Origin of the sequence: Vibrio anguillarum (genome assembly GCF_003390515.1) — a bacterium.
GTDB lineage: Bacteria > Pseudomonadota > Gammaproteobacteria > Enterobacterales > Vibrionaceae > Vibrio > Vibrio anguillarum.
In genome coordinates this window covers 371,356-386,457 of record NZ_CP031478.1, presented here as the reverse complement: position 1 = coordinate 386,457, position 15,102 = coordinate 371,356, and the positions used below count along the sequence as shown (strand labels likewise).

General features: G+C 40.9%; 11 protein-coding genes. 5 read left to right on the top strand and 6 right to left on the bottom strand.

Going from position 1 to position 15,102, the window contains the following annotated elements; translation table 11 throughout:
* The first annotated feature begins 48 nt into the window (after nucleotides 1–48).
* Together malF and malG are read left to right on the top strand one after the other, a co-directional pair.
* The gene (malF, locus tag DD616_RS01625; protein WP_088733512.1) at nucleotides 49–1,623 is read left to right on the top strand and encodes a maltose ABC transporter permease MalF; all 1,575 of its coding nucleotides are present in this window, start codon (nucleotides 49–51) and stop codon (nucleotides 1,621–1,623) included.
* Nucleotides 1,624–1,635: 12 nt separating this feature from the next.
* The gene (malG, locus tag DD616_RS01620; RefSeq protein ID WP_010317575.1) at nucleotides 1,636–2,526 is read left to right on the top strand and encodes a maltose ABC transporter permease MalG; all 891 of its coding nucleotides are present in this window, start codon (nucleotides 1,636–1,638) and stop codon (nucleotides 2,524–2,526) included.
* 319 nt (nucleotides 2,527–2,845) lie between these two features.
* Here the strand turns inward: malG and DD616_RS01615 are convergent, their stop codons facing one another.
* A complete protein-coding gene (locus DD616_RS01615; RefSeq protein WP_017047197.1) occupies nucleotides 2,846–3,091 on the bottom strand; it encodes a hypothetical protein in 246 nt (81 codons plus the stop codon).
* Nucleotides 3,092–3,184: 93 nt separating this feature from the next.
* On the bottom strand, nucleotides 3,185–3,670 hold the full coding sequence (locus tag DD616_RS01610) for an acyl-CoA thioesterase (RefSeq protein WP_026027856.1): 486 nt from the start codon (nucleotides 3,668–3,670) through the stop codon (nucleotides 3,185–3,187).
* Between the two features lie 300 nt (nucleotides 3,671–3,970).
* Between DD616_RS01610 and DD616_RS01605 the strand changes: the two genes are divergently transcribed.
* Complete coding sequence (locus tag DD616_RS01605; RefSeq protein WP_013868065.1) at nucleotides 3,971–4,552, top strand: acyl-homoserine-lactone synthase; 582 nt, start codon at nucleotides 3,971–3,973, stop codon at nucleotides 4,550–4,552.
* A 3-nt stretch (nucleotides 4,553–4,555) separates the two neighbouring features.
* Here the strand turns inward: DD616_RS01605 and DD616_RS01600 are convergent, their stop codons facing one another.
* The 4 genes from DD616_RS01600 to DD616_RS01585 form a co-directional block, all read right to left on the bottom strand.
* Nucleotides 4,556–5,278, bottom strand: coding sequence for a helix-turn-helix transcriptional regulator (locus DD616_RS01600; RefSeq protein ID WP_017050309.1), 723 nt, complete (start codon nucleotides 5,276–5,278; stop codon nucleotides 4,556–4,558).
* Nucleotides 5,279–5,416: 138 nt separating this feature from the next.
* A complete protein-coding gene (locus DD616_RS01595) occupies nucleotides 5,417–6,178 on the bottom strand; it encodes a DeoR/GlpR family transcriptional regulator (RefSeq protein ID WP_013868063.1) in 762 nt (253 codons plus the stop codon).
* Nucleotides 6,179–6,374: 196 nt separating this feature from the next.
* Nucleotides 6,375–7,292: a GGDEF domain-containing protein gene (locus tag DD616_RS01590; protein ID WP_017047195.1), complete on the bottom strand. Its 918-nt coding sequence runs from the start codon at nucleotides 7,290–7,292 to the stop codon at nucleotides 6,375–6,377.
* A gap of 129 nt (nucleotides 7,293–7,421) precedes the next feature.
* Nucleotides 7,422–8,321, bottom strand: coding sequence for a DMT family transporter (locus DD616_RS01585; protein WP_013868061.1), 900 nt, complete (start codon nucleotides 8,319–8,321; stop codon nucleotides 7,422–7,424).
* A 99-nt stretch (nucleotides 8,322–8,420) separates the two neighbouring features.
* Here DD616_RS01585 and DD616_RS01580 point away from each other — a divergent pair, with 99 nt between their 5' ends.
* The gene (locus DD616_RS01580) at nucleotides 8,421–9,209 is read left to right on the top strand and encodes an AraC family transcriptional regulator (RefSeq protein WP_026028665.1); all 789 of its coding nucleotides are present in this window, start codon (nucleotides 8,421–8,423) and stop codon (nucleotides 9,207–9,209) included.
* Nucleotides 9,210–9,880: 671 nt separating this feature from the next.
* The gene (locus tag DD616_RS01575) at nucleotides 9,881–15,091 is read left to right on the top strand and encodes a protein kinase family protein (protein WP_208871599.1); all 5,211 of its coding nucleotides are present in this window, start codon (nucleotides 9,881–9,883) and stop codon (nucleotides 15,089–15,091) included.
* The last annotated feature ends 11 nt before the right edge of the window (nucleotides 15,092–15,102 follow it).

Sequence of the window (15,102 nt, the reverse complement as noted above, 5' to 3'; positions counted from 1 at the left end):
GGGTAACCTCTCCTTCATTTTACGTTTATATCGCTAGCAGGTTCTTCTATGCAGTCAGTTCAAGGTACAGATGTTTTGTCAGCACCCGAAACGGCACTTCCTTCCAGTAAAAATGTGCTCATTAAATGGGCATTATTAGGTACGGTTGGTATCGTTAACGGTTACGCCACTATTCTTATGTATTCTCGCGGTGAGCTCGCCTTTGCGCTGCTTACTCTCATTCTTACCGCTCTGGCCCTTTATATTTTCGGCAGTAAACATACTTACGCACACCGCTATATTTATCCGGGTATCGCGGGAATGATCTTATTCATCCTCTTTCCTTTGGCCTACACCGTTGGTCTGGCTTTTACTAACTACAGTGCTAAAAACCAACTCTCTTTAGAACGTGCACAAACCGTGCTGTTGGATCGAACTTATCAGGGCGGGGAAAGCTATCCTTTCACTCTATACAAAACGGAAAGTGGCTATCGAATTGCAATCGAAGATGGAGAGCAGACGCTCGCTACCGACGTATTTTCCTTAAATGGCTTATCGGTGACCGATATGGACCTTCAACCTATTGAGGGTATTGAGGGCACCAAAGAGCCGATTAAAACCATTATTAATCACCGTGCTACGTTGAGCTCAATTGATCTGCATTTCCCTAGTGGTGAAGATGTACGCATGAGTGGCTTGCGCAAGTTTGCCGCCGTATCGCCGCTTTACACCATGCAAGATGATGGCGAAACGCTGGTCAATAATCAAACAGGCGAAATACTACGGCCGAATATGGATGTTGGCTTTTATCAACCAGTGGACGAAAGTGGTCAATTTATCGGTGCGACAGTATCGCCTGGTTTTGTGGTGAAAATTGGCACACATAACTTTGAGCGTGTATGGAAAGATGACGGTATTAAAGAGCCTTTCATCAATATCTTTATCTGGACGGTCGTTTTCTCAACCTTAACCGTGATTTTCACTCTTATGATAGGGTTAGTGTTGGCTAGTGTTGTGCAATGGGAAGAGCTTAAAGGCCGCGCCGTTTACCGAGTGCTATTAATCCTGCCTTATGCTGTTCCTGCCTTTATTTCTATTTTGATCTTCAAAGGCTTGTTCAACCAAAGCTTTGGTGAGATCAATATGGTGCTCAACAGTATTTTTGGCATTAGTCCTAGCTGGTTCTCAGACCCCTTTCTCGCTAAAAGTATGGTGCTGATCGTCAATACTTGGCTTGGTTTTCCTTACATGATGATTTTGTGTATGGGTCTTTTGAAAGCGATTCCAGAGGATTTATATGAAGCATCGGCGATTGATGGTGCAGGTTTTTTACACAACTTCACCCGTATCACATTGCCGCTCATGATCAAACCAATGACTCCGTTACTTATTGCGAGCTTTGCGTTTAACTTTAACAACTTTGTGATGATTCAACTTCTGACACAAGGTGGCCCTAATATGATTGGTACTTCAGAGCCAGCCGGTTACACCGATTTACTCGTAAGCTATACCTATCGTATTGCGTTTGAAGGAGCTGGTGGTCAAGACTTCGGTTTGGCTAGTGCCATCGCAACCTTGATCTTCTTACTGGTTGGTGGGTTAGCACTACTCAACTTACGTTTTACGAAGCTGTCACAGAATTAAGGAGTAATCGTTATGGCGATGGTACAAGGTCAATCTCTCAAATATCGCTTATGGGCGACTCATGTTGCTCTGTGGGCATTTTTATCGCTGATCATTTTTCCACTATTGATGGTCATTGCGATTTCATTTCGTGAAGGGAACTTTGCCACGGGCAGCTTGATCCCAGATAACCCATCTTTAGAACACTGGAAATTGGCATTAGGTTTTGCTGTCACTAATGCTGATGGCTCTGTTACACCGCCGCCATTTCCGGTTCTGACTTGGTTATGGAATTCAGTGAAAGTAGCAGGCATTACTTCAGTGCTCATTGTGGCTCTATCGACAACGTCTGCTTATGCCTTTGCGCGCATGCGTTTTAAAGGTAAAGACACCATCCTAAAAGCGATGATGATTTTTCAAATGTTCCCAGCGGTACTGGCACTGGTTGCGATGTATGCACTGTTTGACAAATTAGGTCAATACATCCCATTTCTTGGCTTAAATACGCATGGTGGTTTAATTTTCTCCTACCTAGGTGGTATCGCACTGCACGTATGGACGATCAAAGGCTATTTTGAAACGATAGATAACTCATTAGAAGAAGCGGCTGCTTTAGATGGAGCTACACCATGGCAAGCCTTTAGACTGGTGCTGCTACCACTCTCTGTGCCGATTCTTGCGGTTGTGTTTATTCTCTCGTTTATTGGGGTGGTTGGTGAAGTACCAGTGGCATCTTTGCTACTTTCTGATGTAAACTCATATACATTAGCGGTGGGTATGCAGCAGTATCTTTATCCTCAGAACTATTTGTGGGGAGATTTTGCAGCAGCAGCAGTGTTGTCTGCTTTACCTATCACTGTCGTATTTTTGCTTGCACAGCGCTGGTTAGTCGGAGGACTTACGGCCGGTGGTGTGAAAGGATAATAACGATAGGGCGACCGTGAGGTCGCCCATATTGTATTAGCTTAACGTATTTGGTTTGGCCGCCGATCAGTTAAGTAATATGCAAATCTGGCGTTACGCATAGCTGGCTGTTAGCTTTATTCCTTACTATCCAACAAACTAACAGTTTTTGTAACCAAGACCCGAGCATTGCTTGGGTTTTTTTATACCTGTACTAAAGGGTGCTATTGGTAACGCGCATGCAGTATATGATGAATTGAATGTCTCAAAAGTGAAATGGTGTTTGGATGCGACCCACATCTGAAATCTTTGTGTAACGTCGTAAAGGAAGGCTAAAAAATTAGAACTCACGGCTAGAAGGGGCGCAGCCTAAGTATTGCAAAAGGACATACAAACTCTCTTGTTGCAACGCAACGCGGCGAAACAGATCGGCGAAGGTATCATCTCCGCCAAAGCAGGCACGGATATAGTGGTTAATTTCTTGGGGTTGGTAACCTTCAACGTAAAGCGTTCGGACCCAGTGATACTCAATTGATTTTGGGTCGACTAACGTCGATTCGCTCAAGGTAATCTCTCTGAGAGTCAAAGTTTTTTCCTATCATCGATGCAAAATGTCAGAGGGCTCGATTTAAGCAAATAAAGATGAAGAAAAAATGACAACTGAGCGCATCATGGGTGGTTATTTTAAGTACTTAACGTGAGCTTCCATCTCTTCCCCTATCTCTTTACGCATGTTCATTAAGCGTATCGCTGATTGGCGTAGGGCAATATCTTCTGCTGTTTGCGGCACCCATTCGGGTATAGGGGTGGGCTTGCCTTGCCCATCGACAGCCACCATGATGACAATACAATGGGTAGTCAGCTGGTTTTTCAACTCTTTTGGATCGCTCGCTTGCACATCAATGGCAATATGCATTGAGCTCGTTCCCGTATAAATGACTTTTGCGCTGACTTCAACGAGGTTCCCTACGTGGATAGGAGCGACAAAGCGGATCCCTCCAGCATAAGCGGTGATGCAATATTTACCACTCCAGCCTGCTGAGCACGCATAGGCCGCTAGATCTATCCATTTCATGACAGCACCACCGTGGACTTTACCACCAAAATTCACATCACCGGGCTCTGCTAAAAAACGCAAAGTTATTGCACGTTGGCCACTACTCATTGAGGAATCCTTGTTTTTTATTAACGGAATCATAAATAACAAAGCGTTAACCAAACTGCAATATTATTTTGAATGCAGCAGATATAAAAAATCCTCTTAGTTGCCTAAGAGGATTTTTAAAGCCGAGCGGTACGAGTTATTTACTTTATGTTGTACCTTATTGAGCCAACTGAGCGTTAGTTATTCAGTTGCGTTAATAATAGTTTAAACAGTATTTCGACGTAACTGTTCGATCGAACAGGTTCTATCTCTGATGAGATTGTTTAGCGTGATTTCTCCAATAACCTAAGGAGAAGTCACATGACTATTTCAATTTATTCACATACCTTTCAAAGTGTCCCTCAAGCTGATTATGTGTCATTGCTGAAGTTACGCTATAAGGTTTTTTCGCAACGCTTGCAGTGGGAGCTAAAAACAAATCGAGGAATGGAGACTGATGAGTACGACGTTCCAGAAGCACACTATTTGTATGCCAAAGAGGAACAGGGTCATTTAGTGGGGTGTTGGCGAATTTTGCCAACGACGTCGCGTTATATGCTTAAAGATACTTTTTCGGAATTACTCGGTGTGCAGCAAGCACCCAAAGCAAAGGAGATTTATGAGTTGAGTCGTTTTGCGGTCGATAAAGATCATTCGGCGCAATTGGGCGGCGTAAGTAATGTTACGCTGCAGATGTTTCAGTCGCTGTATCATCACGCCCAGCAATATCACATCAATGCTTATGTAACGGTCACATCGGCCAGTGTGGAAAAATTGATTAAGCGGATGGGGATCCCATGCGAAAGACTCGGTGATAAAAAAGTGCATCTTTTGGGAAGTACACGTTCTGTCGCTTTGCATATTCCAATGAATGAAGCATATCGTGCAAGTGTCAATGCATAAGCCTTATAAATAGGGATTGATATAGCCACCTAAAATAGCTTTAGTGATCGCTTGGTAGCGATTCGTCGCGCCAAGCTTTTTACAAGCATTACTGAAATGGAACTTCACGGTACGTTCTGACGTATTAATAATCGTGGCAATTTCCCAAGCGCTTTTGCCTTCGGCCGCCCAAGCTAAGCATTGTACTTCACGTGCGGTGAGCACCGCTCTCGGTTTTGCGTCTTTATGGTAACGGGTGATGTTGCCAATATTATGAGCCAGTAACGGTACAATGAGCTGTGAAGTATGGATACTTTGTTGATTCAAATCGTAAGACTTGGTATCTGAGGTTGCAAAACTTATCATGCCAAATTCCCCCCTAAGTCCATGGATTGGAATGCTAAATCCCGCTTTGAGTCCATTGCAACGCGCCTCTTCGAAAATGACTCGTCCATCATCATTGACCCGCTTAGCGTCATCCCAGCGAATGGGCAAAAAATTGGTAATGCTGTATTTGACAATCGGATCGATATGCATGAAGCCTGATTCATCATATTGCTGTCGCCAGCTATTGGGGTAATTGTCCGTGACAAGCGTTTCACTGGTTTTTAACGTGGGTTGAAAAGAGAGGCCAAAGAGGAAAAATTCATGACCAATTAAGTTATTGAGCCCATTGAGTACATTTTCCAAATCATCGTGGCTAGTGATTTGTTGGTTCTCTTGGATCAGTCTCAGAATTTTGTACATAAGCCGAAAGTTCTAAATTGCGTCGTACTATATTGGCATTTATATCAAAAAAAACCGTAACAGTACGAGCAAATAATGAAATAGTTTATCTATTTGGCGGGAAAATCTAGTTCAAATGTCGGTTTGGCCTCAATCTATCTATACCACCTGAATGGTTACTTCATTTTCACGAGCGAATGCATCAATTTCTTCTGGTGGTTGAGCATTGGTAATGATCAAATCTACGTCGGCAATTGTGCCTAGCTTAACCATGGCATTACGTCCGAATTTGCTGTGGTCGACACCGAGATAAACACAGCGACTATTTTCGATGATCGCCCGTTTGACTCTCACTTCGTGATAATCGAAATCTAAAAGTGAGCCATCATAGTCAATGCCGCTAATCCCTAAAATACCGAAATCGAGACGAAATTGTGAAATGAAATCCAAAGTGGCTTCACCCGTCACGCCACCGTCTTTATTGCGCACTTCACCGCCCGCTAAGATGACATTGAAATCCGGTTTGGCCATTAAAATCGTCGCCACGTTAATGTTGTTGGTGACAATGCGCAGATTTTCGTGATTGAGCATTAATGCCCGAGCGATAGCTTCAGGTGTCGTACCTATGTCGATAAAGAGCGTTGCGCCATCGGGAATGTGTTTGACTAGCTCGGCAGCCACTTTCTCTTTTTCTTGCTGATAAGTTACTTGGCGAGTGTGGTAAGAGGAGTTTTCAGAACTAGACGCGATGGTGGCGCCGCCGTGATTGCGTCGTAACTTATTGGCATCTGCAAGTTCGTTGAGATCTCGGCGGATGGTTTGTGGACTGACATTGAATCGCTCGACTAAATCATCAGTACTCACAAATCCGTGTGTTTGAACTAATTCGATAATTTCTTGATGGCGTTTAACTGCTTTCACCTTAAATATCCTTATTCATTGAAGCTTAAATAGGCCAATACCTTGAATGCTTATTGTGCGTAAGGCACTACGACTTTGTGAGTGTACGGTTTAATCGACCAAATTCAATCATTAGTGAATGGGATACGCGAGTATTTGCTCGTTTTAAGTGATAATTCACATTAAACGAACATTATAGGCCCTTTATGGAACATAGTTATGTTTCTTGGAATGTGGCACATTGATTCCGTCCAGCGAGCTTGGCTTTATAAAGTGCTTTGTCTGAGCGGCGATAAATTTCGAAAAAATCGGCATCGTTGCCCGCAATTTCAGAGATACCGCAACTGATACTAAAGTGTGCGCCGTTGTCAAAAAATGCGTATGCATAAAATTCTTTACGTAAACGATCTGCCACTTGAAAGGCCTCATGCGCATTCGCCTTATGCAGAACAATCAGAAACTCTTCACCACCAATTCTACCGCAGGCATCGCCATGGCGTGTGTGCTTTCTCGCTATCTCTGCTAACTGCCAAATCACATCATCTCCTCGCTGGTGGCCATAGGTATCGTTTACTAACTTGAAGTTGTCGATATCAATCGCGATACAACTTATCGGATAATGATCACGCTGAGCCAACGTAAATTCATTACACGCTTCTCGCCACAACTTGCGGCGATTGTAGAGCTGCGTTAAGTCATCGGTATTGGCTAGAGTGTGAAGCTGTTCTCGCAGTTCGACAATATCGGTAATCTCAGTAGAAACACCGATAAGGCCAATCACTTCACCCGTTTGTGTACTTAGAATAGGTTTCTTTATTGCGCGGTAGACGCGTACTTTGGTATCAAATTTTGCTTGTGCACGTTCTTCACTGATGAAAGGCTGTTTGGTATCAAATACCATTTGATCGCTGTGTAAAATATCGGCGAGTAGGTCATCTTGAAAAAAATCGTGATCAGTTTTGCCTCTGAGTTCTTCCAAAGTTGTGCCAAACAGTTTAAGTGTTAGCTGATTTGCATACAGATACTCACCTTGACGGTTTTTTACGAATACGTATGAACCGAGCTCGTTGAGAACAAGCTCATGCAAGGCAAACAAATTATTGCTATACACATCTTCGATGTTATCAAGAATCATTATCTGGCCACCAAATTTGCTAGGTTGCCTAACGGATCTGACGTAAAGGATCCCTCAATACATTTCATTTTTGTTTATTTTTATTCTTCTTCCATAAACATAGCTCGAATCGATGCTAGATGCTCAATTTTATGGTTGTATTGCGCCCTCGATAGCTGTTGTACGGCTTTTTGTCAGTTTTATTTGGGATAAAATAACCCCGGAAATTACCATCGTTCCACCTAAAAGATGGTAGTTTTGCACTGTTTCACCTAACAGGGTTGTGGCAAGCGAAACCGCCACCACAGGTAACAAATTCATAAACATCGCACTAGAGTCTGCACCAATTAAGTCGATCGCTTTTACCCACATCCATGGAGCCAATAAGGATGCAGCGACAGAAGCGTAAGCGATTAGGGGCAGCGAGCCTTCCGTGGGTAGGAGATGTTCACTGGTCAACCATAATGGTGTCAGCATTAAGACAGCAAACAACCCTTGCATATAAATAAGCGTCCAATTGCTTAGCGGCATTTTCCACCGTTTAAGTAACACACAATAAAGTGCGTAAACGGTTGCAGCCACCACCATTAATGCATCACCATGTGTAATATCTTGATGCAAGAAGAAGCTCATATCGCCTTGACCTAGCATAAAAGCAAGCCCCGCGAGAGAGAGGACTCCTCCGACAACACTCAAAGCTGAAATGCGCTTATGGAGCAGAGGAACGCTGATGAACACACTGAGCAGTGGTACCAGCGAAGTGATCAACGACATATTTGATGCAGTAGTCGTTAGCCCTGCGTAATAGCCAAGAGACTGATTCAGTACCATGCCTAACATGGCTAAAAAAGCCAGTTTAGTTAAATGGGGTTTGATGATTACCCATTGACGGATCACGGTAGGTAAGCAAAAGGGGGTTAGCAACAGCATCGCGACAAACCAGCGATAAAAACTCATCGCACTTGGTTCAATGGTTTCTGCGGCGAGCTTGTTGATGATAGAGTTACCACCCCAAATTAGAACCGTGAATAGTGGAAGAAGATATACCATGTGAGCCTCGTCGCAAATTGTGCTGTGAAGTATAGTGTGGCAGGTCTCTATAATTATATATATCTCCAAAACGACATTGCGAGCGATAGGAAGACAAGTTTGAAAAAAGCGCCCAGAAATCTTCACCCTTCATTATCGATTGACAGTGCGCCATCGGATGTCTTTATGAATTTCGATGCGTTTTTGTCAAACACAGAAACGCGAACTCATAGCCATCCATGGGGACAAGTGCAGCTAATTTCCGGCGGGATTTTGGAAATGGAAGCGCAAGAAACGCGATTTCTCGCACCGCCTCATCTCGCGATTTGGGTTCCTGCGGGGGTGAAACACTGCAGCTATAATCGTAAGCCAATTGAATATTGTTCGCTCAATATTGATCGGGCTCTCACCCATGGTTTTCCCAAGCACACCAGTTTGATAAAAGTGACGCCCATCGTTTCTGCCATCATTGAGGATTTTCGATCGCGTGAAATCAGTGTGGCTCAAAACGCGCAAGATAAACGTTTAGTTCAAGTATTGCTCGATCAATTGGCAACGCAAGAAACGCAGCATCATTTTTTGCCTTCCACTAATCACAAATATTTAGCCCCGATTTTAGCGGCGGTAGAAGAAAACCCGACCGATGATACGACATTGGCTTTGTGGGCTGAAAAAGTACATACCACAGAGCGAACATTAGCGCGTCATTGCCAAACGGAACTCGGGATGAGTTTTACCGAATGGCGATTAAGAGTACGCTATCTCTATTCCATGGATTTACTGCGCACAGGACATTCAGTGAAAGAGGTAGCATTAACTCTTGGCTACAACCAAGCCAGTCCTTTTATTACTATGTTTAAAAAATACTCCGGCCAAACGCCGGAACAGTATAAAAATCGTTTGTTATAATATTGCTTAAGCGTATGTAAGCACTTTGTCGCTGATCAAACCATAAAGAAGAGCCTTAGACTTGATGTGGTGACTTTTTACAACGTTAAGGGAAAAATTATGTGCGTTCGATCTCTTACAGACAATCTTAATTTATCAGTTGGTGAAGTTATTAAAGCAGTATTGCGTTTTATTGGATAGGTTGTACTAATACATCTTTAGATGCGCAGATTAATTAGCACTCATGATTTGATGTGAAAAGTTATGAATATTGTTGAAAGATTGAGTGGCACATGATATATAGCTGATATTTTTTAATATATACAGGTGTTCGTTGAATATGATTGATTGTCGATAAAGTCAGGCTCATGTTATGTATATTAAAGCGTGCTATGTATGCTAAAAAATAGTATTGCCGTATCAAAAAAATCAGAAATAAGTCTTATCAAAATCGTGCGGCTTGAATTAACTATAGATTAATGCAACTTTTTTCATATATAATCACAAAAAAAAAGATGACAATATAAATCACTTTGTTATTTTTCCGTCAATGTTTGTTTAAACAGGATGATAGCATAAATAACCCCATCTCCATACAGTGTTGGTTCATTTCTTCTAAATTCCTTTTTATTCTGATATTCCCAAGTCTAAATATCGTTATATATCCATTAATTTATAAGAGTTGATAATAGATGCCTTCCATACCAAAACCAACGTCATTAGAACGAATAGATTCAACATCAAATCTAGCCAGTAGTGGCACAACCATACATCCTCATGTCAAAGTTATATCTGTTCAGCATGTTAATAAACCTAAAAGTAATTCACAAACAAAAAATAGGTCAGAGAAAATTTTAAAAAAATTAGATTCGGAAATAGAAAACAGTAAAGGTAATACGAATAATGAACGTAAGCATAAAGAAGATCTACAACGTATCAAGTATTGGGTAGAGAGGGCGCAAGTTGGAGAAGTATCTGATGAAAGCCATTATGAGGAAGTATTTATTAACGAAGTGGATAGGTGTTTAGGTCAAGGTAGGAAAACATACATTGAGCAAAAAGCCCGTGAGTTAATACTTCAAATTAAAGCATACGATGTCGAAGGCGGTATAAGGCCAAACCGATTAAACACCAGTGCAGGCGGCGTAGCCTTAAGAATTCTTTCCGTGTTCAGTGGCCACTTATTTCCAGAGCCTATGGTTTTGGACTCTGCTAGGAACGGTTCAGTATCGACTAGCCCATCCTTGCCTTTTGGGGGGCAGCCAAGGATACAACCTTCGCCACAAAACGCTATGAAAATGAAAACAATAAAGGTTGAAAGCTCGGTTTCGCCTGTTGAACAGGACGTTAATGTAGTGGCAAGCCGCCAAAATTCAAGCCCCGCTCTTGGAAAAAGCACGGCTGCTCCTTTGTCGGGATACAAGTATGGAAAAGAGATAACAACGCACTTAATGGCTACTGAAAACAACATGCATGGTCATCAGGGAAATCTAGAGCTTATCAAAGAGACTCTCGAAAACTACACAGAAAATTTGATGACGTTTGAGGGGGGGGAGATTGTTGAAAATACCGAGGTGAGAGAAAAAATACAAAATTTATTCTCTTCCATATCAATTGAAGACATCGAAGAACTTGAAAATCAAGCTGTTGAAACCGCTATTGATGAAGACACTGATGATGAGAGTGTCATTGATAGTCATACTCGGCAAAAAAGGTCGCTTCCTTCTGGCAGGAAGCGAAAAGATTACGGTGGAATAGAAGAACACTTTGTCAAAAGAATCAATGAAAAAATGGAGCGTAAAGATATTTCCATACATCGAAAACGCATATTTGTTAAGAAAAAACTTGCACAGATTAAGATCAATGTATTGCGTTTAAATACACTTCAAGAAAAAGGCATTAAAGTATCCAAGCCACGGATTATACATCTAAACTTCAAGCAAAAATTTTTGCAGTCAAAATTAGATCAATTGGTCGCTTTTAAAAAATCCAAATCGACATTTAGCAATCTACTTGATTTATGGAATGGAGAATTGGATAAAAATGCGTTGAATGAGCTATCAACAGAATTGTCTGAATTAAGAGCTAATTTTATAAATCAGTTGTCAATATTGAGTGTTTCCTCCACTGATAGAGAAAATGATCCACTCCCATTCAACAATACCATTTTAGTACTGAATGAAAACATCGCAATACTAAGTAACCTATTACAGTTAGTCTCTAAATTACCCTATTTTAATGATGCTAAATCACTGAAAATTTTAAATGAACGCAGTATTGAATGGCAATCTTTAGATAACAATTTTAGAAAGCTGATAAAAAAAATATCTAAGAGCGGAATAGATTCAATCAATACAACTAGCGCAATACGAAAACTGAAGAGTCTGAACTACTTCATTGACGAGCAAATTCAAGAAACTAAAAACTATGTAAATACCTGTACTGATGCCTTATTTGTCGGGTGGCTAGGAGAGAAAAATCGGCAAGGTGCGACGCCACTTTATTTCAACCGAGAGTCGCTTTATCGAGATATTATTGAATTCAAATCTAAAATGGCCGTTCAAGATAGCATCGATGAACGTACTAGAAATTCCTTAGAAATTGAATCACTTGTAATGAAGTCATTGCCTAGCACCGAGCTAACTGAAGTAGAACTATCAAATACAGCCGCCGCTCTATATTTAACCTCAAGAATTTACGATATAAAAAAAACTGATCCCCATGCAGTAGAGAATATTGATATCGATAAATTTATTTTTTCAGACCTTATATACAGCTTCTCAGACCATTTAGGTCGAATTAAATACGATGTAATTTCAGTCGTCGACTACCTGTGCAGTGAGGCAACAAACCATCCAATATTAAAACGTAAGCAAGTCAGTGTTTCTTGGCCTAGTGAAGTTCATGACAATTTACTAATATTTCTTAATGAAGAGAAAGTGAATGTTACTAAGTTTTTAAGATTTATGGAGAAGCAATCTAGTGTAGAAGCGAATAAAGATAAATTGCTGAGTAGCATTGAAACTCCGATGAGTTATTTCCAACACACATTAGATAGACTTGCCGTGAATGAACCCGGTGTTGAACTGTCAAATACAGTAACATACCGCTATACAGTATTCAGTCATCATCCTGAAGCGCACTCTGTAGCGATGCGTGAAAACCCTCCGGTAAAAAAAAGCTTTTCTATTGCAGATATTCTAACGGGTAGGGAACGAGCATGGCGAGCAGAGAATACGGCTTATAATGAACGAGAGATCATTAACACATCAGGGATTTCTAATTCTTTGCTCCACAGTCTTGAAAATACTGACACACAAGCTGAATTTTTGCGTTCAATGAACGCATTAAGGTCTGATTTACAAGTAAAAGAGCGTTTTTATGATTACGCTAAGTCGGCACTTGAACTACACCAATTGGACATTAATCATTCATATTCAATCCGTGAGGCTCCTATGCTTCTCATCTATCCATCGCCTGAAGATGGGCCACATTTTTCTAAAAAATGGTCATATGATTTAAACCCAGAGTATAGCCCTATAAAATTATTCTCTTTATTAACGAATAAAGTCCTCATATTTGCATCAATTAATGATTTTAAAAGACAAATAAGAGTAAATACAGAATTACGAGAATGGGTTCAGCTTCATTTTCCGGCCGAATTTCATGGGAATTATGACCAAATGACGATTGATAAAAAAGGCATGGATTATTCTAATCTTTTTGAACGTACAATTGATAAATATTCAAATGATATGGATGTATTAGTTAGTTCGCACTTAGAATCGGCAGCTTTGGGTATGTTGAATAGAATCGAAAAAATATCACATATATTAGCACTTCCAGCAGTGGGGATGGGGACTGTTGCTGGGTTTTTATACGGTACTACAATGTCAATTGGTCCATTACTTGGGAAAGCCGCAATTAGCGATACTGAAGAAGAGCGAAATAAATACTTAAAAGAAGTAGCGATCTCTGTAGCGATAGAGTTGGTATTTGAAGGTGGTGGCAAGCTAATAGGGACGGCCACAAAAGCCGTAAAAGCGACAAAAGATGCCATTGATACTGTTGCAAATAACTTTTTCAAGCATCAATGGCAACGAAAAGCGATATTTCAGTCGCTCGATATGCCGAGTGACATCGTAGATGTAGGCCGTTTGTTGACCAATAATGAGCTAGAAAATGCGCTCTGTTCACGCGTGAAGCGAGCTCCTGGTGCGTTATGTACGCTATTGAGAAAAAGGTTACTTGATACATCGCGGGAGGTTATGAGTAAAAAGTCATTCGAAGCATTTGCTCACATTGCTCATGAGCAGGGGGTTGATCTCTCAGGGATTAAAACTATGACTGTAGGTTATAGAAAAGCGAACAATGAAATAGGCTTTGGGGCGATAGGTAAGGTATACCAGCTTGATGACAATTTTGTTGTGAAAGATTATAGCGGAAACATTCGCTTGGATGAGAATCCTGCTCGCTCATCGCTGTGTAGACTTTACGCTGCCAGAAACACTGAAGCCGCATTCAACAGATTGTATGGGGAAGGTTCTGCTGAGGTGATACTTCATGACACTACCGATCCCATGGTAAAAACTGTCTCGGTCAAAATGAAAAAAATTCATGGGGATTCGTTGAGTAACATCATTAGAAATGCTCGACCAGAGCTGTCAGATGTCGTTCGAAAGTTCAAAGAAGAGGGTATAGTTAATGAACTTGTGGAATATCTAAGATCTAATGGGATCGACCATAATGATATAAATTTGGGTAATATTTTATACGATCCTCATACAGGTAAGTTTGCGCTTATCGATTTTGATAGTGCCCAGATAATTCCAGTGGTTGGGGAAAGCCTTTCAGCAGGAAAAGTTAAAACTATCAGGCAGAATCTAAACCATGTATTTAATGAAGCTGAAAGAGCATTAAAAAGCAGTCAAAGCTCGGTATTATCTGACTTAGATGAAGTAAGTGGAAATTCATGGGGTTCTATGCTTGAGCGTATACCCATTATTGGAAACATAATACAAGTACGAAATATTAAAAGAAGTTTAGCTAATGCTCTGCCTATCGCTAAAAGTAAGCTTGATAATACCTTATCTGCTATGGATAACACGGCACTAAATGATGATGTTAGGCTTGCTCAGGATGTATTTTTTGGTAAAGATTTTTATGATGACCCTAGTAGTCAAGAGAGACTGAGATCCATTATCGAAGCAATGCGTTCCGATACTGAACGGTTGTCTGTAGTGAATTTTGATATAGGTAACCAGATTGAGGGTAGCTCAGTCATAGTCGCTGCGTTGTCGCGCTCTGAATACGCTAAGTTTGGATTAGATCAACGAGTAAAATTTATTAAAGTCAACAAAAGAGGATTTAATCAGTACTACCAAAAAATGGGGAAAAGTGACAGAGCTGTGGCGGATGTATTAATCCACGAACTCTCTCATGGTGCGCCGAATAGTTTGGATTTTGTCTATGTTGGTACTAAAAAACAGGCAACAGGATATGTTGATATTTATGAATTAGCAAACCTTGCAAATGACAAAATAGAATATCGTAGTGATTCCATCGGGCTCAACCCAACTAGCAGTTTAGGTGGTCCACATCTTAGATCCATAAACAGTATTTCAGGAAAAAAAGGTATTAGGAATGCAGACTCTATTGCTCAGTATGTTTCCTTGCTTGATAAGTTTCGTAGCAATTTTGGTGGATTTGATGTAGATATGAAAACATTGAGAACGTTGCAATTAGAAACAAATGATTTTTCTCAAAGAGCTCACGAAGGCGTACGTGTTAACCGGATGCAACGTTCTATAGTCGAAAAACACTCTCGCATTTTGGTTGCTATTGATAGGGATAGTGGGGATTTTGATCTCTATGTCCCAGTAAGTGAAGGGGCCCTCAACTAAATTCTACGTGT